General features: G+C 55.2%; 14 protein-coding genes and 3 pseudogenes. 8 read left to right on the top strand and 9 right to left on the bottom strand.

The annotated features are described in order from the left end of the window. Positions 1-99 precede the first annotated feature (99 nt). From JCM12296_RS49200 to JCM12296_RS47635, 5 genes and pseudogenes are all read right to left on the bottom strand, one after another. Positions 100-381, bottom strand: coding sequence for a hypothetical protein (locus JCM12296_RS49200; protein ID WP_306304065.1), 282 nt, complete (start codon positions 379-381; stop codon positions 100-102). 356 nt (positions 382-737) lie between these two features. After that, positions 738-845: pseudogene (locus tag JCM12296_RS49835) on the bottom strand (ATP-binding protein); the annotation flags it as partial. 100 nt (positions 846-945) lie between these two features. Further along, positions 946-1,671: an HD domain-containing protein gene (locus JCM12296_RS17235; protein ID WP_054695721.1), complete on the bottom strand. Its 726-nt coding sequence runs from the start codon at positions 1,669-1,671 to the stop codon at positions 946-948. Positions 1,672-1,874: 203 nt separating this feature from the next. Then, positions 1,875-3,223: pseudogene (gene hcp / locus JCM12296_RS17230) on the bottom strand (hydroxylamine reductase). After that, a complete protein-coding gene (locus tag JCM12296_RS47635) occupies positions 3,220-3,501 on the bottom strand; it encodes a hypothetical protein (protein ID WP_281492039.1) in 282 nt (93 codons plus the stop codon). The pseudogene hcp and the gene JCM12296_RS47635 overlap by 4 nt, the downstream one beginning before the upstream one ends. 190 nt (positions 3,502-3,691) lie before the next feature. On the opposite strand from JCM12296_RS47635, the gene JCM12296_RS17225 reads away from it, so the two are divergent. The 3 genes from JCM12296_RS17225 (at position 3,692) to JCM12296_RS17215 (ending at position 6,747) form a co-directional block, all read left to right on the top strand. Then, positions 3,692-4,609, top strand: coding sequence for a Crp/Fnr family transcriptional regulator (locus tag JCM12296_RS17225; protein ID WP_306304064.1), 918 nt, complete (start codon positions 3,692-3,694; stop codon positions 4,607-4,609). A gap of 798 nt (positions 4,610-5,407) precedes the next feature. Further along, on the top strand, positions 5,408-6,169 hold the full coding sequence (locus JCM12296_RS17220; protein ID WP_157067694.1) for a hypothetical protein: 762 nt from the start codon (positions 5,408-5,410) through the stop codon (positions 6,167-6,169). Between the two features lie 38 nt (positions 6,170-6,207). Then, entirely contained in the window at positions 6,208-6,747 is a 540-nt protein-coding gene (locus tag JCM12296_RS17215) for a hypothetical protein (RefSeq protein WP_157067693.1), read from the top strand. A 136-nt stretch (positions 6,748-6,883) separates the two neighbouring features. Here the strand turns inward: JCM12296_RS17215 and JCM12296_RS17210 are convergent, their stop codons facing one another. After that, positions 6,884-7,291 carry a helix-turn-helix domain-containing protein gene (locus tag JCM12296_RS17210; protein ID WP_054695712.1) on the bottom strand — a complete coding sequence of 136 codons (408 nt, stop codon included), beginning with the start codon at positions 7,289-7,291 and terminating at the stop codon, positions 6,884-6,886. 239 nt (positions 7,292-7,530) lie between these two features. On the opposite strand from JCM12296_RS17210, the pseudogene eno reads away from it, so the two are divergent. The 5 genes and pseudogenes from eno to JCM12296_RS17180 all read left to right on the top strand — a co-directional run bounded on the left by eno (position 7,531) and on the right by JCM12296_RS17180 (position 15,188). Continuing rightward, positions 7,531-8,819: pseudogene (gene eno, locus JCM12296_RS17205) on the top strand (phosphopyruvate hydratase). A gap of 417 nt (positions 8,820-9,236) precedes the next feature. Beyond that, entirely contained in the window at positions 9,237-10,892 is a 1,656-nt protein-coding gene (locus tag JCM12296_RS17195; protein WP_054695705.1) for a CTP synthase, read from the top strand. A 274-nt stretch (positions 10,893-11,166) separates the two neighbouring features. After that, positions 11,167-12,411: a PocR ligand-binding domain-containing protein gene (locus tag JCM12296_RS17190; protein WP_054695702.1), complete on the top strand. Its 1,245-nt coding sequence runs from the start codon at positions 11,167-11,169 to the stop codon at positions 12,409-12,411. After that, positions 12,411-13,031 (top strand): helix-turn-helix transcriptional regulator, encoded by a 621-nt coding sequence (locus JCM12296_RS47630; protein ID WP_054695698.1) that lies wholly within the window; start codon positions 12,411-12,413, stop codon positions 13,029-13,031. The genes JCM12296_RS17190 and JCM12296_RS47630 overlap by 1 nt, the downstream gene beginning before the upstream one ends. Positions 13,032-13,184: 153 nt before the next feature. Next, complete coding sequence (locus JCM12296_RS17180) at positions 13,185-15,188, top strand: methyl-accepting chemotaxis protein (RefSeq protein WP_054695695.1); 2,004 nt, start codon at positions 13,185-13,187, stop codon at positions 15,186-15,188. 419 nt (positions 15,189-15,607) lie between these two features. Here JCM12296_RS17180 and JCM12296_RS17175 read toward each other — a convergent pair whose 3' ends face one another. From JCM12296_RS17175 to JCM12296_RS17165, 3 genes are all read right to left on the bottom strand, one after another. Continuing rightward, complete coding sequence (locus JCM12296_RS17175) at positions 15,608-18,850, bottom strand: PAS domain S-box protein (protein ID WP_054695692.1); 3,243 nt, start codon at positions 18,848-18,850, stop codon at positions 15,608-15,610. Beyond that, on the bottom strand, positions 18,847-20,094 hold the full coding sequence (locus JCM12296_RS17170; protein ID WP_054695690.1) for a PocR ligand-binding domain-containing protein: 1,248 nt from the start codon (positions 20,092-20,094) through the stop codon (positions 18,847-18,849). The genes JCM12296_RS17175 and JCM12296_RS17170 overlap by 4 nt, the downstream gene beginning before the upstream one ends. A gap of 332 nt (positions 20,095-20,426) precedes the next feature. Further along, on the bottom strand, positions 20,427-21,167 hold a 741-nt coding region (locus JCM12296_RS17165; RefSeq protein WP_157067690.1), incomplete at its 5' end, for an FAD-dependent oxidoreductase.

The following is a 21,167-nucleotide window of genomic DNA, read 5'->3' as shown; positions in this document are numbered from 1 at the left end:
GCCGGTGAATCGCAAGGGCGAATAATAGAGCAAGGGCGACCTTATCGTTATCGGTTCGCCCTTGGGTGATGCGGATAAAAACCGGGAACGGGGACGACCCTATCGCGTCTCCAGGATCTCCCCCCGTGTGCCGATGGTCACCTGTTGGGACGGCACCTGCACCCCGGCTTTTTCCATGCCCTTTTTCACGATCGTGGGCAGTCCCGAGCAGCAGGGCACCTCCATGACCACCGTCGTGACGCTTTTGATCCCCGCGGTTTCGAAAATCGCGGCGAACCGGTTGATATAGTCCTGGGCATCGTCGAACTTGGGGCAGCCCAGCATGACCACCTTGCCATCCAAAAATTCCTGGTGCAGGGAGGGAAAGGCCACGGTACGCAATCGGCCACCACCAGAAGATCGGCGTTTTTGAGGAACGGGGCGCTCGGCGGAATCAGGCGCATCTGGACAGGCCAGTGGGTCAAGGCGGATGGGACCGATCCTTTCGCCTGGGTACGCGGCGCGTTGGCCGCCTGGCAGTCCGATGCCGGGGCGAAGCTCTGGATCTGGGTCGACGGGCAACCACAAGGCAGGGCTTGGTCCGCTTCGGCGGCATGCGGCTGGCTTTCGAGGTGTTTCTCCACCGCTTCCTCGTCAAACTCCTCGGCCTCGCGTTCGATGATATGCAGGGCATCCTGGGGACATTCGCCGATGCAGGCGCCCAGGCCGTCACACAAGTTATCGGAAATCACCCTGGCCTTGCCATCGATGATCTTCAAAGCGCCTTCGGCGCAGGAGAGAACACAGTTGCCGCAGCCGTCGCAACGCTCTTCGTCGATTTGGATAATTTTGCGGGTCACTTTCATGGTTCACCACCTATTCCGCCACCGTTGGATCGGGGCCGTTCTTTTATGTTAACGAAGCGTCATCAGCTTCGATGATTGTCATAGAGCATTATCTTGAAGGCTATAGCAAGGTTTTGCGGGCTTCCGCACGGCCGGCGGCAGTAAGAAACCTCTCCGCGATAAGGGTTTCGATTGCCTCCGGGGCGATCTTGTTTGCTTTTTTCCTGTCTTCCAGATTGGCGATCCCATCGGCGTCGTAAAGGACCTTGAAATTAAGGCTTTCTTCATCGCGCGGGTGGTGATGGTGGCCGACGATATCGCAGACCTCAGCCACCAACGCAGGGCTGGCGCCCAGCCGTTCCAGGATCTCGCGCGCCACGGGCGGGCCTTCCTGTTCCTGGTATTCAGCCTTACAGCTGCCGTATTTCTTCTCGGCCTGGACGATGCCGATGTCGTGCAGGTAGGCGGCACACAATACCACGGCCGGGTTGCTGCCCTCGACGCGGCCGATCCGCTCGGCGTAACGCGCCACCCGGATGGCGTGGCCGATACGCTTGAAGTCGCCCTTGAAATAGCGCTTCATCTCGATGGCCACACGGTCCTTGAGCAGATCATCGGCCTTGAGCAGGAATTCCTCGGGCAACGTGCCGATGCACTGCTCGGCATACTGGCAGTAGGCCGCACAGCCGAAATCCATGTTCGGATTGACGAACCGGTGCTGGCATTTTGGGCATTTGCGGGCCGTGTCGTCCTTAAAAAACTCGACGCTGGTGCCGCATTCGGGGCATGCCACCTCAAAGATGGCGCCGGGCTTCCAATAGAGGGTATCCTGTCCTGGGCATTTCATGGTGGCGCTCCATTTTTTGGGTTTCGGGTGGCGGCTGCCGGTAACCCGGCAGCGATTTTTTTACACACGTAAAAGTAAGTATTGTCTTCCCTGATGACAGGGGTTGAGATCGTGTTTTTGGCAAGGCCAGGGGGAGAAAGCTGTATGGGTCATACCGCGACGCCCGATACCCCCGCTCAAAAACACGACCTCGAATCCCTGGCTTATCCCAGGATGGCTTTCAGGTCCCCATCCGGCGTCCCAATGGGCATGATGTTGAAGTTTTTCACCAGCACATCCAGCACATTGGGGGTAATGAAAGCCGGCAGGCTGGGACCCAGGCGGATGTTCTTGATGCCCAGGTGCAGGAGTGAAAGCAGGATCACGCAGGCCTTCTGCTCGTACCAGGAGAGGATCATGGAGAGCGGCAGATCGTTGACCCCGCAGTTGAAGGCGCCGGCCAGGGCCACGGCGATCTGGATGGCCGAGTAGGCGTCGTTGCACTGCCCCACGTCCAAAAGGCGCGGAATGCCGCCGATGTCCCCCAGATCCTTGTCGAAGAAACGGAACTTGCCGCAGGCAGGGTCAGGACCACGCAATCCTTGGGTACCTTTTCGACGAATTCGGTGTAGTAATCGCGGCCCGGCTTGGCGCCGTCGCAGCCACCCACCAGGAAGAAGTGACGGATGGCCTTGTTCTTCACCGCCTCGATCACCGTGGGGGCCACCCCCATGACCGCGTTGCGGGCAAAACCGACCATGACCTGCTTTCCGGGGGCATCTTCCGTAAAGCCGGGCAGTTCCAGGGCCTTGTTGATGGCAGGGGCGAAATCCTTGTCTTTGATGTGGGTCACACCGGGCCAGCCCACCAGCCCGGTCGTAAAGATGTTGTCCTTATAGGAATCCCTGGGCTTTTGAATGCAGTTCGTGGTCATGACAATGGCGCCCGGGAAGGCAGCGAATTCCTTGGCCTGGTTCTGCCAGGCGGTACCGTAATGGCCGTAGAAATGGCTGTACTTCTTCAGTTCCGGATAACCGTGGCAGGGCAGCATCTCGCCGTGGGTGTAAACGTTGATCCCCTTGCCTTCGGTCTGTTTGAGGATCATCTCCAGATCCTTGAGATCGTGGCCGGACACCAGGATCGCCTTGCCCTTTTTGGCACCCAGGGGAACGGCGGTGGGCACGGGGTGGCCGTAGGTGCCGGTGTTGCCGGCATCAAGCAGTTCCATGGCCTTGAGGTTGACCTCACCGCACTTCAAAGCCAGGCCGACATAGTCATTGACCCCCAGTGAACCGTCCAGGGTGGCGGCCATGCCTTCGTAGATGTAGTTATAGACACGATCGTCTTCCTGGCCCAGGATGCGGGCGTGATCGGCGTAGGCGGCCAGCCCCTTGATGCCGTAGACGATCAGCTCGCGCAGGGAAAGGATGTCGGGGTCGACCGAAGGATCGCTCTTGACGCCCACTTTTTCGCCCTGGGCCACCAGGCTGGCTTGGTCAGGAGCGGGCATGAACGTCGCCGGGCCTTCGCCAAAGGCCACGTTGCCGCCGGCAGCCTTGACCTTGGCTTTCAGGGCCTCGCGATGCTTGACGCATCGTTGATCAAGGTGACAAAACGGGCCGCATCAAAATCCACGTTGGTCAGGGTAGAAAAAATCGCCTCGCAGGTGAAGGCATTGACGGCCGGGTCGTTGACCTTGACCGTGGCCCCTTCCAGCGCCACCTGGGCAATGCCCTTTACCGCATAAATGAGAAGATCCTGAAGGGCCGCCACCTCGGGCTGCTTGCCGCATACGCCGATTTTGGTGCATCCTTCGCCTTTGGCCGTCTGCTCACATTGAAAACAAAACATGGGGAAACCTCCTTGATGATGGGTATTCGGAATGTCGATTGCGTTCATGGTGCTGTCTTCGTCCGGGCTATCGCTACCGGTGAAAAACGTTTTAATCCAGTTGATCAGGGTTTATCCTTTTGCCTTGGCGTTGACCTTGACCTGGGTCAAGGAATTTCATTTTTTTACGCCAGGCGGATGGTCCCGGGTTATGTTTGCTTTATACGGCAACGCCTGTCCCTTCGCCTTGACTTACATCAAGAAACATGGCCAAAAGGCAGTGGACATCAAAAAAATCGAGAACCTCAACCAGGGCGTGAAACAGCGGACAACAACTGCCAGACGTGGCGGACATGCGGATCAATGGGATGATATGCCACCTATTGTAACCGCATTATGCATGGATGCAACGGGAAAAATGAGAAAGGTGAACCCGCGGATGCTCACCCTAGGCGAACTTCTATCCAGCACCCCTTTGTTCCACGGGCTCTCCGGGCCCCAGATCGACGAGGTGGCGCAGATCACCGTGAACCGACGGTACAAACGCGGAGAATCGATATTCATGGAGGGAGACACGGCCGATGGGTTTTACATCGTGGCCGACGGTCAGGTGAAGATTTTTAAAAGCTCCCCGGAAGGCAAGGAGCAGATCCTGCATATCTACGGACCGGGCAACCCCTTCGGCGAAGTACCGGTCTTCTCCGGCTCACGCTTTCCGGCCAATGCCGTGGCCCTTGCGGCCAGCCGCATCCTCTTTTTGCCGCGCCAGGCGTTTGTGGACCTGATCGCCCGTCACCCGTCCCTATCCATGAACATGCTGGGCGAGCTTTCCATGCGCCTTCGGCAGTTCACCATCCAAATCGAGAATCTCTCCCTGAAGGAGGTCCCCTCCCGTCTGGCGTCTTATTTGATCTATCTGGCCAAGGAGCAACAACGCACCGACAGCGTTTCCCTGGAAATCTCCAAGGGCCAACTGGCCAGCCTGCTGGGCACCATCCCCGAGACCCTGTCGCGCATTTTCGCCAAGATGTCGGCCCAGGCGATGATCCGGGTCGACGGTCCGGAGATTCGCCTTTTGGACCGTCAGGCGCTGGTGGAGCTGGCTGAATCGGGGAAGATGATGGTGTAACCGGACACCACAGCGCCCACCCGTCGGCTCCGGCAATATAGAGATAGCTGGCAGATAACGACCGAACCAACACTCAGACAAAATTGCATGGACGTTGGGGGAGCACAACCTTCGGGTGCGCCATGACGTTGCATATGCCTGTACCGGTATCCGAGTAAATTGTTTGGGAAGTTTATATAATCCCGTCTATCACTGTTTTTTACAGGGATCGTCGATGTGTGGTATGATTGATTTGCCAATCTTCATGGGGATGTGCCAAATTATCGAGAACGCCAGAACTTGGTTTGCGATAAAGCGCTACCCAGGATTTTTATTGCGAATGCAAAAAAAAGCTGTCGTAAAATGTGTAGGCATTCCAATTTCAAGAGACAACTAATAGATACTCTAAAGTTTTTTGTATACTTTAGATTTCTTACTATTCCGTTTTCTCTTACTTCCCTGGCGGTGCTTTGGCTCACGCCTATTGTTACGGTACTACTGGTACTTAATCAAATAGAAGATACTTATTCTCCGTCATATTTTTTATATATTACCACAGCAATAATTGCCGCTGTTTTATGTTACTACATGCATCCAATTTTCCTACGATCTTTACTCAGATTAATGCCACTTAGACTTGACAGGCGGAAGTCTTTTATTTCTTTGTTGGTATTATGGATCCTTCCAACCATAATTATGCTATCTGCTCTTCTGATAGAACGAATTATACTAATAAACTTACCCACCCCCTTTGGCGGAGTTCGACCTTTGCCTATAGCGGTAAAATTTTTTTGGTTTCTTATTCCAATAGCAGTCTTGGTGTCCACTTACCAAGCAGTTTTATATATCACAAAATTACATCGTAACCAGAATTTATTATTTGATAGGCCGTTTGTTCTTTTCTTGCGTCGTTTCTCTTCATTCGCCGACCGAGTTGGCGTAGAGGGTATCCTTAGATCCCTGCCAGCTAATTTACCGTTAGTGTTCCTGGTGCCGAAGCCATCAAGCTCCAGAGATTGGAACCCTTGGATGATTGGCTTATCGGGGTTGAAGTTGTGGAAACGCCGAAACGTTTTGGCAATATTCTTAACCGCTGATCACGATACTTGGAAAGAGTCTGTTCAAAAGTTAATCAAGTCGGCCAGATTAATTGTGATCGATACTACCACGCAATCAAACGCAATCAACTGGGAACTCAATGAATTAGCACAAAATAGTCGTCTACCCGACACGATATTAATACAGGAAAAGACACATAAAACCATAAGGAGAGAGTATGATGCCAAGAATTTGATTATTTATAAGAAATCCTGGCTGCAAGCCATACCAAGAATCTTAATTGGATTTATTATTAGCGTACTATCTTCTATAGGGTGGGTGTCTTTAACCCCATTACTGAGCCTTATACCGAATATCGACTCAACTGTTGCGATTGTATTTTATCTCGGTGGGGCTTATGTCTTAGCACCTATTCTTGCCTTCATTCCGTTGTTTATCTGGTACACATACCCTGTGATGAAACACCAATCACGAAAAAAACTATCAGATATATTTCATGATTTTTCACTTGCTAATGAATGAGATGTTTCGTTAGCTTTTCATAGGAGTTAGCAATGCGGATGAATAGAAGGTTTTTTTTGAAAATATTGATAATCGCCCCTATTGTGAGGATAAATGTCAGCCATGCAAGTAACAAAGGTCGCTTGGGTATTTCCGCGCTAAACATATTTGTTCCTGCGTGGCTTTTCGACGAAAAGAACATCAAAAAAACTAGCGTCCAAGCTCTTGCGATTGAAGAGGATAAAGACGCAGGGACAATTGTTGTACTGTTCGATAGAAACAAAAAACTCACGCTCAACCCTAATACGTCGGTTCAATGGCTTATTCAGAAAAATGCCAATCGTCAAACGCGGGAATCAATGCTTTTGAAACGCATTATGTCATATGGTCTTGAGGCGATTTTTTTAACCATCGCAGATAAAAGACATCCTGAAATGGGAGCTACGCTTAAAGATGAATTTGATGCTTTGCAGGCTGAGGAAGTGATAAGCGTGATCACAGTCGGTGCCATATACGACTTACTATCCAAGCTCAATGGCCTCAAAATGATTTCGTCCGTGTCTTGGGACAGTGGTAAGCAGCGGTTTATAGTTCGTTGATCTTATCGGAAATATCGAGAATGAGGTTGCCGGCCTTTTTCACGCGCTCGTCACCGCACAGCGCGCCGATTTCCGGCAATGGATCGGATGGTACGTTCGGTATCGACCATGTCCCCCGCGATCCCACTTGCGGGAGCTACTTCTTCTCCATCTTTTTTTTGAGCTTCTTTTCGATCTCGGCAAACAGATCCTGTTTTTTCTGATCCTGCTGAGCCTTGATGGAGGCGACCTTCTCCTCCATGACGTTTTTGCCCTGCTTGAATTTTTTCAGTTCCTGTTCCAGGCGGCTCTCCTCGGCATCCCGCGGCAGGTCTTCAATAGCCAAGTGATTGGCGACGACGATGCGATCGTTGAAACCGCTCTTCACAATGTCGACAATTCCCAGTTCCTTCAACCGGTTGAGCAGGTAACTGCCCTTCTCGTCGGAATAGTTGAGCAGACGGCAAATCGCCTCCAGGGCCGGGGGCGCGCCGTCCTGATCATCCAGCACCCGTACGGCAGCCACGAAAAGATGGGCGGTGGTGTATAAATCGTTTACTTTCATGGCAAGGTTTTCCATATTGGGACCAAATGCAATTACCCGGATCGCAGGTGGCCAATTTCTTGACATCACCCGGCAAGCAGAGTAACATTTGCCGACAAATTGTCAAGCGGCAAATTGCCGGTCAAGCAAGCTCCATTATCGTTCTAACCAATTATAATTATTTCAATTAAAACCTTCATGCCCGTCAGCGGCAGGACCGGTGGCGTTCGGGCAAACCAACCAATGGGGGCAAAAAAACAATGACGGAAATTATCGACGTAAAAGCAAGAGAGATCCTGGACTCCCGGGGGAATCCCACCGTGGAGGTGGAAATGTCGCTGGCTTGTGGTGCTACCGGCCGGGCGGCGGTACCCTCCGGCGCCTCCACGGGCACCCGCGAAGCCCTCGAGCTGCGCAATACCCGCGCCAAACGCTATGGTGGCAAGGGCGTGGTCACGGCTGTCAACAATGTCAACACCACCATCGCCAACGAAATTCGCGGCATGGACGCCTCGGACCAATTGGCCCTGGACGCCTGCATGCTGGCTCTGGACGCACGGCCAACAAATCCAAGCTCGGCGCCAATGCCCTTTTGGGCGTCTCCATGGCCGCCGCCCGGGCCGCGGCGAATGCCTTCGGCCTGCCCCTGTTCCGGTATCTGGGTGGCGTCAACGCCAGAATCCTGCCGGTTCCGATGATGAACGTGGTCAATGGCGGCGCCCATGCGACCAACAACCTGGACATCCAGGAGTTCATGATCGTGCCCTTCGGCGCGAGCACCATGGCCCAGGCCATTCAGATGGGCGCGGAAACCTTCCATGCCCTGAAGAAAATCCTCAAATCCAAGGGGCTCAGCACGGGCGTTGGCGACGAGGGCGGTTTTGCACCGGATCTTCAGTCCAACGAGGAGGCCCTGACCCTTATCATCGAGGCGATCAACGCCGCCGGCTACACACCGGGCAAGGATATCGGCCTGGCCCTGGATGTGGCCGCCAGCGAGCTGTACGACAAGAAAAAATATGTGCTCAAGGGTGAGAACAAAACCCTCACCGCCGTCGAAATGGTCGATTATTTCGAGAACCTGGTGGAAAAATACCCGATTCTCTCCATCGAGGATGGCCTGGCCGAGCAGGACTGGGAAAACTGGCGTGTGCTGACCGAGCGGCTCGACGAGTACATTCAGATCGTGGGCGATGACATTTTCGTCACCAATCCCACGATCTTCGCCAAGGGCATCGCCGACGGCATCGCCAATTCGATCCTGATCAAGCTCAACCAGATCGGCACGGTCAGCGAAACCCTGGATGCCATCGAAATGGCCAAGCAGGCCGGCTACACCACGGTGATTTCGCATCGCAGCGGCGAGACCGAAGATGCCTTCATCGCCGATTTGGCCGTGGCGGTCAACAGCGGTCAGATCAAGACCGGTTCGTTGTCACGCTCCGATCGCATCGCCAAATACAACCAGTTGATCCGCATCGAGGAGGCACTGGGCAAGGGCGCCCGCTTTGCCCAGGATATCTTCATCGGAGACGACGACAACGCTTAAAAAGACTCCCGGATGAACAGGGATGAGGCTAAAAAGGACCGATACGGGCAGCCCGATCATGGCTGTCCGGTCGGCCACGACGATCCCATCCGCTTCATGTCACTCACGCAAGCGGTATTCGGACAAGGCCGGGTAACCCGCCAAACGGGATCTTTGGATCGATTCGCCACCCCGGATGTCGACCCAACCACCCAAAACGACACGCCCCCATGGGGGAGGCAGAAAATATTTTGCGTCACCGGTTTTACAAACCGGGCAAATATGGTACAGCCAGGCACAAATCAACGGTCGCATCGCGCATTTGCCGAATATCGATCGCCTTCGCTTGCAACCAGGCGTCCACGTTCACAATTCTCGACAACCCATCCCAAACAGCCCGGACAACCGGGAAAAAACAAGAACGGCTGAGGTTTTTCTATGGGGTATGATACGAAGTATATTTTTGTTACCGGAGGTGTTCTCTCATCCCTGGGCAAGGGTCTGGCGTCGGCCTCCATCGGCGCGCTTCTGGAAAGCCGGGGGCTTACCGTAACCATTCAGAAACTGGATCCTTACATCAACGTCGATCCAGGGACCATGAACCCCTTCCAACACGGCGAGGTCTTCGTCACCGATGACGGCACGGAAACCGACCTGGATCTGGGGCATTACGAACGGTTCACCCACGCCAAACTCGGCAAGGACAACAACTACACCACGGGCAAGATTTATCACAGCGTGATCACCAAGGAACGCCAGGGCGAATACCTGGGTGGCACCGTGCAAGTCATCCCCCACATCACCGATGAAATCAAGGACAGTATCCGCAAGGCATCCAATGGCGTGGACGTGGTCATCGTCGAGATCGGCGGCACCATCGGCGATATTGAAAGCCTCCCCTTTCTGGAAGCCATCCGTCAGTTTCACACCGACGCGGGTAAAGACAATGTCATTTACATCCACCTGACCCTGGTGCCTTACATCGCCACCGCCGGCGAGGTAAAAACCAAACCGACCCAGCACAGCGTCAAGGAGTTGCGCAGCATCGGTATCCAGCCGGATATCCTGCTCTGCCGCACCGACCGACTGCTCAGCCCCGACATCAAGGGCAAGATCGCCATGTTCTGCAATGTGGATACGGACGCCGTGATCACCGCCAAGGATGTGGACTGCATCTATGAGTGCCCCCTATGCTTTCACGAGGAAGGGCTGGACAACAAGATCGTCGAGTTGCTCAATATCTGGACCCGCGCCCCGCGCCTGGAGGACTGGGAGACCCTGTGCAAACGCCTCAGAGAACCCAAGTATGAGGTCACCATCGCCATCGTGGGCAAGTATGTGAATCTCACCGAATCCTACAAGAGCCTCAACGAAGCCCTGATCCACGGCGGCATCCCCAACCAGACCCGGGTCAACCTGAAATTCGTGGATTCGGAAACCATCGACGCAAACACCTGCAGCCTGAGCCTCGAAGGCGTGGATGGCGTTCTGGTACCCGGCGGTTTCGGCTCACGGGGTGTGGAAGGCAAGATCTGCGCGGCCCAGTATGCCCGCGAGAACAACATCCCCTACTTCGGTATCTGTCTGGGCATGCAGATCGCCGTCATCGAATTCGCCCGTCACGTGGCCGGGCTGGAGCAAGCCAACAGTACGGAATTCGATCTGGCCACCCCCCACCCGGTGATCTACCTGATGGAAGAGTGGTTCGACGACAAGTCCGGCACGGTCCAGCGGCGCGATGTCCACTCCGACAAGGGCGGAACCATGCGCCTGGGGGCCTATCCCTGCCACTTGGAAAAGGAGAGCATCGCCTTTCGCGCCTATGCCACGGAAGCCATTTCCGAGCGCCATCGCCACCGCTATGAATTCAACAACGCCTATCTGGAGCCCCTGAAAGCGGCGGGACTGACAATCTCCGGCACGGCGCCATCGGGTGAACTGGTGGAAATCGTGGAGATCGAAAACCATCCCTGGTTCCTGGGATGCCAGTTTCATCCGGAATTCAAATCGCGCCCCATGACCCCGCATCCCCTGTTCCGCAGTTTCATCGCCGCGGCCCTCAAATACTCGGGCAACCGGAAAATCGAGAAGTAAACCCCGTCTTTTCTGTCGATATCATGGCGCGAATGGCTTCATTCGCGCCGTCTTTTTTGGACGCATCCATCCGCGCGCCCCGACCGGCGGGCTGCACGCCAGGGGATTGCCGCCGACCAGGTGATTTTACGGGCTATTTACAGGATCGTCAGCAAAGCGGTAGAATAGCATTAACCACCGGCTAACGAAATCCTGCCAACCCACTGGAGGAGGTATCCCGTTCGACGATGGGGATGCGGTTATTTTTCCATGGTTTCTCAACGAAGGACGGCGCATGGATCTCATTTTAGGCCAAATCATCAACGTAGATCGCCTGCAGGGGCTATTCGATTCCTTTTATTCGGCCGTCGGCATATCCACCGCCATCATCGACAAGGATGGCACGATCCTGGTCAGTTCCGGCTGGCAGCGCATCTGTTCGGATTTTCATCGCAAGCATCCGGATTCCGCAAAGCAGTGCATCCAGAGCAATTGCCAGACCCATCAGGATTTGGCGAATGGCAGGCAGCAGCTTGTCTATCGGTGTCCCCATGGCCTGATCGATGCCGCGACCCCCATCGTGATTGACGGCCAGTACATGGCGGATCTTTATGCCGGCCAAATTCTTTTTGAGCCCCTCACCCCCCAGACCATTGCCGACTTCAAGCACCGGGCAGGGCAATGGGGGTACGACGAAGATGCCTATCTCCAGGCTTTAGATGAGGTGCCCATCGTTTCCAAAGCGCGGGTGACCCTCACGTTGGAATACCTCAAACAGTTTGCCGAAATGATCGGCGAGGTGGGCCTAAGCCGCCTGAGGCAAAATCAAAGCGAAGCCGCCATGGCAAGCGCCCATGCCGCCTTGAAGCAGGAAGTGGCCCAACGGGAGCAGGACGCCCAACAACTGGCCAAAATCCTGAGCGGCAGCCCGATTCCCACTTTCGTCATCGATGCCACGGGCATGGTGATCCATTGGAACCGTGCGTGTGAAATTCTAACCGGCGTTCCTGCCAGTGAGGTGATCGGCACGGATCGCCATCGGTCGGTATTTTATTCCCAGACCCGCGATCTTCTGGCCGATATCCTGGTCAAGTCTGGCGGCATGGGCCAGCTGACCCGGCTTTACGGGAACAAATTCAGAAGCGCCCGGCACACCGCAAACGGGTTCGAAGGCGAGGATTTTTTCCCTCACTTGGGGGAAAACGGCAAGTGGCTCTTTTTCACCGCCGCCCCTTTTAAGGATGGCGATGACAGCATCACCGGAGCCATCGAAACCATCCAGGACGTTACCGCCCATAAAATTGCCGAACAGGAAATCCTCTCCAGTGAAGCCCGCTACCGCCAGCTTTTCGAATCGGCCCATGATGCCATCTTCATCCTGAAGGATATTGTTTTGATCGACTGCAACCAAAGGGCATTGGACCTTTTCGGTCGCTCCCGCAACGAAATGATCGGCAAAACGCCATTGGACTATTCCCCTGAACAACAAACCGACGGGGTCTTGTCCGTGGATGCGATTCAAAAAAAGAGACCCTGGTGATGCAGTCCGGCCCCCAATTCTTCGAATGGCGTTTTATCCACAAAAATGGTTCCCCCTTTGACGTCGAGGTCAGCCTCAATCGTTTTGAAATCGCCGACACCCCTCACCTGCTGGCCATTGTCAGGGATATCACCGATCGCAAGCAGATGACCCAGATGTTGCAGGAGCGGAAAAGGGAGCTCGATGAAAAAAGCCGTTATCTCGAACGGGTCAACCAGGCGCTGAAGGCCTCCCTGGACCATCGGGAAGTGGAAAAACGGGCCATCGAGGAAAACATTCTGGTCAATCTGAAGCGTTTTGTCTTTCCCTATCTGGAAGACATGGGCAAGTGCACCATCAGCGTCGAGGCCCGGGCCTATCTGAACATCATCGAAACCAACTTGAATGATATCGTTTCCCAGTTTTCAGAAACGATCTTTGCAAAGTACCTGGACTTCACGCCCACGGAAGTACGGGTTGCCGACCTTATCCGAAAAGGCAGAAATACCAAAGAAATCGCCAATCTATTGGCGCTTTCCCCCAGCTCGATCCAATGGCATCGAAAGAATATCCGTGAAAAGCTGGGGTTAACCCATAAAAAAACCAATCTCTACACGTATCTCAATTCCCTGAGCCGGTAATCCGCCCCTGCCAACCGTCGACCTGGGGGATCCTCCCCCATTCCCCCCATAGGATCCATCGTCAGGTCTTCTGGCCAGAAGACGATAAAGACCCCAAGATTCTTTGTCACAAGACATTTTGGTTATTATTTCCAACACCAAGGAGCATTGCCCATGAAATTTAACCTGCACTCCATCTCATCCCGATTGATCCTGGGTGGCGTTGCGGCCGTCATGATCCCGCTGATGATCGTCGGCACCATCTCTGCTTTGAAATCGCAAGCGGCCCTCATGGATCTTTCCGAGCATCAAGCCGTTGGTATCGCCTCCGACCTGGCCCGTCTGACCCGGCAGATACTATCAGCCGAAACGGAAAAAGCCAGGACCATGGCCAGCCAAAAAAGCATTACGGCCATGAGCGCCGCCGTTGACCATTCCGGAACGGCCGCTAACCAGGATACCATCGAAGCGGTCTTTACCGATCTGAGCCGAGAATTTCGCAATATGGGCGACCACTATCAGGGGCTTTTTATCAGCGATGCGAAAGGAGAGATCTACACCGGCGTCCTTGATAACGGCAGCGAATACAAGGGCGTCGACATCTCCGATCAGGATTATTTCCGAAAGGTTCAGCAGAGCCGCAACCCCGTGGTCAGCGAAATGGTCGTCTCCAAAAGTACCGGCAAACCCATCGTGATCGCGTGTGTTCCCATCCAGGCGGCGAATGATTCCTTCATCGGGGCCTTGGGGTTGGTGATCCATGCGGAATATTTCACGGAAATGGTATCCGGGCGTAAAATCGGAGAGACTGGTTACGGCTTTATGGCCAATGCCGAGGGATTGTGCATCGCCCATCCAAAAGCTGAAAATGTCCTTAAGATGAATTTCAGCAAGATCCCGGAAATGGCGGCGATCGTCAATGGAATGAAAGCCGGCGACACCGACGTGGAAGCCTATGTATTCCAGGGCATCCCCAAGATCGCCGGATTCGCGCCGGTGGGCATCAACGGCTGGTCCATCGGGGCGACGCAGAATCAGGATGAGTTCTTGGCGACCGCCCACGCCATCCGCAACGCCAATATCCTCGTCACCGTCGCAGCCGGCCTGATCGTCGGCGTTCTGGTGCTCTTTTCCGCCCGTTCCATCGTTCGGCCGATCAACGCCGCCGTGGCCGGCCTCAAGGACATCGCCCAGGGTGAAGGCGACCTGACCATGCGTCTCCCGGTCACCAGCCGTGACGAAGTCGGTGAACTGGCCCGCTGGTTCAACACTTTTATTGAAAAGCTCCAAGGGATCATCAAGGATATCGCCGGCGGGGTCGAGACGCTCTCCGCTTCATCCACGGAACTCTCCGCCATCTCCGAGCAGATGACCCAGGGTATCGAGACCGTTACGGACAAATCCAACACCGTCTCCGCCGCTGCCGAGGAGATGAGCGCCAACATGAACAACGTGGCCGCCGCCATGGAGCAATCTTCAACCAACACCAACATGGTGGCCACGGCCGCCGAAGAGATGTCCGCCACCATCGGGGAAATCGCGCGCAACGCCGAAAAGGCCCGCGGCATCTCCGACGATGCCGCCCACAAGGCCACCAGCGCTTCCACCAACATGGATCAATTGGGCGTGGCAGCCAATTCCATCGGCAAAGTGATCGAGACCATCACCGACATCAGTGAGCAGGTCAATCTGTTAGCGCTCAATGCCACCATCGAGGCCGCCCGCGCCGGCGAGGCGGGCAAGGGCTTTGCCGTGGTGGCCAACGAGATCAAGGAACTGGCCAAGCAGACCGCTGCCGCAACCCAGGATATCAAAGACAAGATTGAAGCCATCCAGGGGACCACCACCACCACGGTGGACCAGATTTCCGAAATCACCGAGGTGATTCGGGACGTCAACGATGTCGTGGCCACCATCGCCACGGCCGTCGAGGAACAATCGGCGGCGACCAATGATATCGCCACCAATGTCAGCCAAGCGTCCCAGGGCATCCAGGAGGTCAACGAAAACGTCAATCAAAGTTCTTCCGTGGCCGTCGAGATTTCCAAGGACATCGCCGGGGTCAGCTTTTCCATGAACGAGATGTCCACCAGCAGCGGCCAGGTCCACTTGAGCGCCCAGGAGCTCTCCAAGCTTTCCGAGAGCCTTAAACAGATGGTCGATCAGTTCAAGGTCTGAGCCCCGTCATAATGGGGAAGCGGGAGGGGAAGCGGGTCCTCCCGATTCCCCATGGCCCCTTCGTTCGCATCCTGCCAGCCTCGCCGCACCGGATTGTGAGCCCGTTACCCCCCGTGAGTGCCGGCACGATCCATGGTTCAACTTCGGGGTTCATCAATTGGGGAAAAAGGGTACCCGTTCATTGTCGTTTTTACGCCCACAGCAACGCCTCCTGGAAAACGGTGACCAAAACCTTCCAGTCCACCGGCGTCATTTTCACCACCGTTCCCAACATCTTGATGCCGTCCCATTCAAACATCGAGGAAGCCGTTTGCCGACCGCCCCCCGCTTCCTTTTTAGGGGGATGCGGGATTTCATGGCATTACTCCGAGGCAAGGAACCTCTGGTGAGGTGTGATTTTGGGAGACGATTAACGGCATTCAGGTTTTCCCCGTCTTGGGCAGCCGGATCACGAAACAGGTACCGCTGCCGACCGCCCCATGCACGCTCATCTCCCCGCCATGATCATCGGTAACAATAAAGTATGACACCGACAGGCCCAGGCCCGTGCCCTGACCTACCGGTTTCGTCGTGAAAAAGGGCTCGAAAACACGCCGGCGGGTCTTCTCGTCCATGCCCGGACCATTGTCCGCGATCTCCACCCGCAACCAGGCCCCGTCATCTTGAACCCGCAGCACAAAGGTCGGCAGAAAAGCCGCGTCCGCCACGCCAGCCATGGCTTGAGCACCGTTTTTGAGAATGTTCATGAACACCTGCTGGAGTTTGCTGGCCTCGCAGGGAACCTTTGGTGCCGCCGGGTCATATTCCCTGACAATTTGGATATGTTTAAAGTCATAATGGTTCTTCATGTTGTAATCGGTGTGCAGCAAGTCGATGGTTTGATCCAAAAGAACGCCCAAATCCTGGTCGGAGACCACCCGGTCGCTCTTGCGGGCAAAGCTGAGCATGTTTCTGACGATGGCGGCGGCACGGTTTCCGGACTCGCGGATATTCTCAATCATCGCCGGTAGGTGGCGCATTACCAGGTAGTGATGGAGGGCCTTAAGGGTCGTTCCCACGGCTTCGGCGGCTTTGTGGTTGGCCGGCAGGTCACCGAGCAGACGGTTTTCCAGGACCGACACGCTTTGCAGGATACCGGCCAACGGATTGTTGATCTCATGGGCCATGCCCGCCGCCAAACCGCCCACGGAAAGCATTTTCTCACTCTGAACCATCATCTCCTCAAGCCGCACCTGTTGGGTCACGTCGTCCAACCGGATCACGGCACCGTCCACCCCATTGGCCACCAAGGGAAAAATGGTGATGTCTTCATAGCGGATTTCATTGTCCAACTTGCATGTGACTTTGGGGGAACTAATCACCCGGCGTTCCCGGATGGAAACGCCGATACGATCCATTTCACCGGACAATCGGGGAAACACCCTGGCCAGGGGTTGAGAACGGGCCTTTTCGAAACTCAATCCGGTGGTTTTCTCCGTTTGGCGATTCCATTGGGTCACCTTGCCGTCACGGTCCACGGCCACGAGTATGGAGGGCATGGAATCAATGATATTGGAAAGATAGTTGCGCAATTGGCGCAGCTCCTCTTCGGCCTGCTTTTGCCGGGTGATATCGGTGAGCACACCAACCACGCCGACAACCCGTCCATCGGCATCTTTGATGGAGGAAACGCTGTCTCTAGACCACACATTGGGATTATGCGGGTGGGTCGTCTTTACGGCCGCGGCCACCTCGCCTTTCATTACATTACGAATATTTTCCTCAACCGGCAAATTTCTAATATGGGGAAACGCTTCCCAGGGGCGTTTACCGATAACCGACGCCCTTGGCACATTGGTAATGACTTCCATGCCTCTGTTGTAAATCGTGACCTTAAAGTCACTGTCGAGCACAAAGACACCTTCACTCATGGATTCCAGGATATTGGTGAGCAATCGTTCATGCTTACGCAAATTCTCTTCCGCCTGTTTGCGCGCGGTGATATCGGCGTTGGTACCGATAAATCGTGCGGCATTTCCCTCGTCATCCCAGGCGACAATCTTCCCTTTGGCCTGAATCCACATATAGCTGCCGTCTTGGCGCAGAAATCTGAACGCCACTTCGAAGGAATCCAGTTCGCCGGCCAGATACCGGTCGTTAACCGATTTCACGTGCTCAACGTCGTCTTTGTGAATGCGCTTTAAGATCTCACCATATACACCTGGAAACGCGTTGGGCGCATACCCGGCCATGGTGTAATAGCGGGAATCCAGGTACAGGATATCTTCATCCATCCGCCAGTCCCAGATGCCTTCGTTGGCGCCCGACAGGGCCAGATCCAACCGCTGCTCACTTTCCTTTAACGCCTGTTCCATTTGCTTGCGCTCGGAAATGTCCTGGAAGGATCCCTGTACCTGAACAATACGCCCGTCCTTCATTACAGGGGAGCCGATGGTTCGTATCCACTTGCGAATTCCCTTGGCCGAGATTATCTCAAGCTCCAGATCATAGGGGGTGCCGTGCGCAACCAATTCATTGAAGGCATGTTCCATTTTTTCTCGATTTGCGCCATGATAACAGCTAAAGCCTTTTGCGACACTCAAGTCCTGAACCGGTTCAAAATCGTATATTCGCGCCACTTCCTCGGTCGTTGTTACCTTGCCGGTTTCGACATCGAATTTCCACGCACCGATCCTGACCAGCTTGCCGATATCATGAAGCAACCGATCCTTCTCCCGTAGCGCGTCTTCATTCTGTTTGCGCTTCGATATGTCTTGGACAAAAGCCACATGGTACTCCTGCCCTTCAAACCGCATGAGTTTACCGATAACCTGGATCGGGAAGATTTCACCTCCCTTGCGCTGGTGCAAGGCCTCGGCGGTAATCACGCCAGCCTCGTTCAACCGGGTCGTTTCGATCTCCCAATCACCGGGGGTGAATCCGGGAGCGAAGTCGAAGGCGGTCATGCGGCAGAGCGCCTCCCGGGTATAACCGAGGCTGGCGCAGGCCGCTTCATTGACGTCGAGGACTTCGCCCGTTGGTCCCATCCGCCAGATGCCGATGGGGGCCTTGTCGAAAATGAATTGGGTCAGGCGCAGGGATTCCTCGGTTTGTTTACGCTCGGTGATATCCTGGACAAAGGCGATAGCATACTGTTGTCCCTCATATTCCAATAGGTTGCTGTGAACCTCAACGGGAAATACAGAACCATCCTTCCTGCGGTGTTGCCTTTCAAGATCTCGCGCCCCCAGAGCAGTTAATTTCTGCCAATTCTCCCCCTCCCAGGATTTACGGGCAACCAGGGGGTCAATATCAAGCATGGTCAGCGATTCCAGCTCTTCCTTGGTGTAACCGAGCAATTGCGCAGCTTTCCGGTTCACCTCTATGATGCGACCGACCGAATCGATCCGATGGATACCGATGTTGGCGTTGTCGATGATGAACTGGGCGAGGCGCAGGGATTTCTCGGTTCTTTTACGCTCGGTGATGTCCTGAACAAACGCCAGACGGTACTCTTGATCCTCGAAACGCACCAGCTTTTCAAGGACCTGGATAGGGAAAACCTCGCCGCTCTTGCGCTGGTGGAAGGCCTCGGTGATCTTGGTCCCCGTCTCATTCAGCTGGTTAGTGCCGTTTTCCCAATCCCCGGTATCGAATCCGGGGGCGAAGTCGAAGACGCTCATGCGGCAGAGCGCTTCCCGGCTGTGACCGAGGCTGGCGCAGCCGCTTCATTGACGTCGAGGACCTCGCCCGTTGGTCCCATCCGCCAGATGCCGATAGGGGCCTTGTCGAAAATGAACTGGGTCAGGCGCAAGGATTCCTCGATTTGTTTCCTTTCGGTGATGAACCGCGCCTGCTGAACGTTTTGATAGGCCGACAGGGAAAGCTGATTGGCCATAGCAAACACCACATTGGCGACTCTTTCGAACTGTGCCTGGGACATTACGGGCACCTGGCGATAAGCGGCGCGAAAGGCGCTTTCGTCCGCGCCGAGTTCACGGGCATAGGCCATGATTTCTTCTTCTTTCTGGTTCTCGTTGCGGACCTGGCCGATCAGCCAATTGGCGATATGGCGCCCACCAACGGTGATACTGGCCCCCGCGTTGCATAAACCGGCGCTCAGGCAGGGCTGAATGGTGGGACCAGCGGGATTGTGCCGTCCAATCAACGCATCGGAAATTGTGCAGTTTTTGTTTCCCTTTTCGGTATTGCGGATGAACTGGCTGCACAGAACCGTGAAGTTGCTTGGCCGCGTGATCGGGGTGCCGTCCGGGCGGGTAATCAGGGCCGCCACGCCAAAGGCCTCGGCATACAGGTCCTGAAGGTGCTGGATATCGGATAGGTTGAACAAATCTTCAAAGGCAATGCCTTCCACATCCTCCAGCGGCCGTGTCAAGGCCACAATCCGTTTTTCAAGCGCCTCCGCCGTCCGCTTATGCTCGGTGATGTCCGTGTGAGACCCGACCACGCGAACCGCCTTTCTTTCGGCATCCAGTTCGGCAACCTTGCCCCGGCCCAAGATCCAGAGCCACGCTCCGTTTTTAGCCTTCATCCGGAATTCAACGGCAAAGGGTACACGTTCTTCCAGAGCGCGCCGCACAGATGCTTCGGCCGTTTCCACATCATCGGGGTGAATCAATCGCCGCCAGCTTTCGTACGTGGAGGGGAATTCGTCCGGTGCATACCCCAGCATGGTGTAGTAGCGCGGGCTGAAATAGGACCGGCCGGTTCCAGGATCCCAGTCCCAGATGCCGTCGTTGGTCGCATCAAGCGCCAAACGCAGCCGCTCCTCGCTCTCCCTCAGGGCCTCGGCACGCACTTTTTCGTGACCCTCAACAGTGCGATTCCGTTCCAACTCGGCCACACGGTTTCGCATGTCCTGCAGTTCGTCGATCAGCTGGGCTCGGGTTTTGTTCTCATCGTTCATTCTGCTTCCCCCCAATACAGCAACCATCAAACAAATCAGCCTGCACCGATAATGAAGTATGACATTGACAGGCCCGTACCCTGGCCTACCGGCTTCGTCGTGAAAAAGGGATCGACTACACGCCGGCGGAGATGGGTTCCTATCAAATTGTAAGAAAAGAATATTCGATACGATCAGGCGGGGACAAGTTTTTTTACGGCGGGCAACATGCGGAAGCATTCACTCCCAAGGACGCCCGTCAGCCGTCGAAAAAAAAAAAGGCGGCAGCCGATCCATGATCGGCTGCCGCCTATTCTTCCGTTGGAAGGTGCGATCCTTTGCGCAAACTTAAATCACAGGGATCTGGCAACCTCCTCGGCCTCGCTCTGAGCCAGCATCAGGTTGCGCGGCGATTTGGCATCACCGATGACGTGCACCGCCAAACCCCGTCCGTCCAAAATGGTCTTGGCATCCCGCACGGAAGTCATGGACTCGGCCACCACCACCGTATCGAACCCCGAGAGCGTGATGGGTTCTCCGGCACTGGTAAACACCACCCCATCATCGGTAAAGGTTTTCACCGCCACCTGTTTATATAGGTGCACCGGCTCGTCCTTGAGGCGTTCACGCAGATAGAAGCGGTCATTGCTGGACATCTCCTCGGCAAAATGGCGCTTGCGGTTAAGCACCGCCACCTCGCGCCCCTTTTCGGCAAGGTAGTCGGCCGTTACCAGGCCGGCCTGACCGCCGCCCAGGATGATCACCCGGTCGCCGGTGATCTTTCCGTCCAATACTTCCGCGACCGTACATAGATCCATGCCGGTGGTAAACAGCCCCTTGATGATGGGCATCTCCGGCAGGCTGCCCGAGGCGAGAATGACCGCGTCGGGACGCAAGGCGTCCAGCAGGGCGTCGTCCAGTGCGGTATTCAGGCGCAGGGTCACCCCCAACCGCTCGATCTCAAGACTGAGAAAATCGATCACATCCATGATCTCGGACCGCCCGGGGACGCGCGCGGCCAGGGCCAGCAGTCCACCAATGCGGCCGCGGGTCTCGATCACCGTCACCTGATGGCCACGCATGGCCGACAGGCG

The sequence above is a fragment of the Desulfosarcina cetonica JCM 12296 genome, from assembly GCF_001311845.1.
In the GTDB taxonomy this organism is placed as follows: domain Bacteria; phylum Desulfobacterota; class Desulfobacteria; order Desulfobacterales; family Desulfosarcinaceae; genus Desulfosarcina; species Desulfosarcina cetonica.
This window is presented reverse-complemented; position numbering and strand designations above follow the sequence as displayed.

Bases quoted from the DNA above. Each gene is read 5' to 3' on its own strand.
- JCM12296_RS17190 (WP_054695702.1), top strand. From the start codon at position 11,167: ATGGATCTCATTTTAGGCCAAATCATCAACGTAGATCGCCTGCAGGGG.
- JCM12296_RS17175 (WP_054695692.1), bottom strand. From the start codon at position 18,850: ATGAGCGTCTTCGACTTCGCCCCCGGATTCGATACCGGGGATTGGGAA.
- JCM12296_RS17210 (WP_054695712.1), bottom strand. From the start codon at position 7,291: ATGAAAGTAAACGATTTATACACCACCGCCCATCTTTTCGTGGCTGCC.
- JCM12296_RS47630 (WP_054695698.1), top strand. From the start codon at position 12,411: ATGCAGTCCGGCCCCCAATTCTTCGAATGGCGTTTTATCCACAAAAAT.
- JCM12296_RS47635 (WP_281492039.1), bottom strand. From the start codon at position 3,501: ATGTTTTGTTTTCAATGTGAGCAGACGGCCAAAGGCGAAGGATGCACC.
- JCM12296_RS17180 (WP_054695695.1), top strand. From the start codon at position 13,185: ATGAAATTTAACCTGCACTCCATCTCATCCCGATTGATCCTGGGTGGC.
- JCM12296_RS17235 (WP_054695721.1), bottom strand. From the start codon at position 1,671: ATGAAATGCCCAGGACAGGATACCCTCTATTGGAAGCCCGGCGCCATC.
- JCM12296_RS17215 (WP_157067693.1), top strand. From the start codon at position 6,208: ATGAATAGAAGGTTTTTTTTGAAAATATTGATAATCGCCCCTATTGTG.
- JCM12296_RS17225 (WP_306304064.1), top strand. From the start codon at position 3,692: ATGTTTGCTTTATACGGCAACGCCTGTCCCTTCGCCTTGACTTACATC.
- JCM12296_RS17195 (WP_054695705.1), top strand. From the start codon at position 9,237: ATGGGGTATGATACGAAGTATATTTTTGTTACCGGAGGTGTTCTCTCA.
- JCM12296_RS17170 (WP_054695690.1), bottom strand. From the start codon at position 20,094: ATGAACGATGAGAACAAAACCCGAGCCCAGCTGATCGACGAACTGCAG.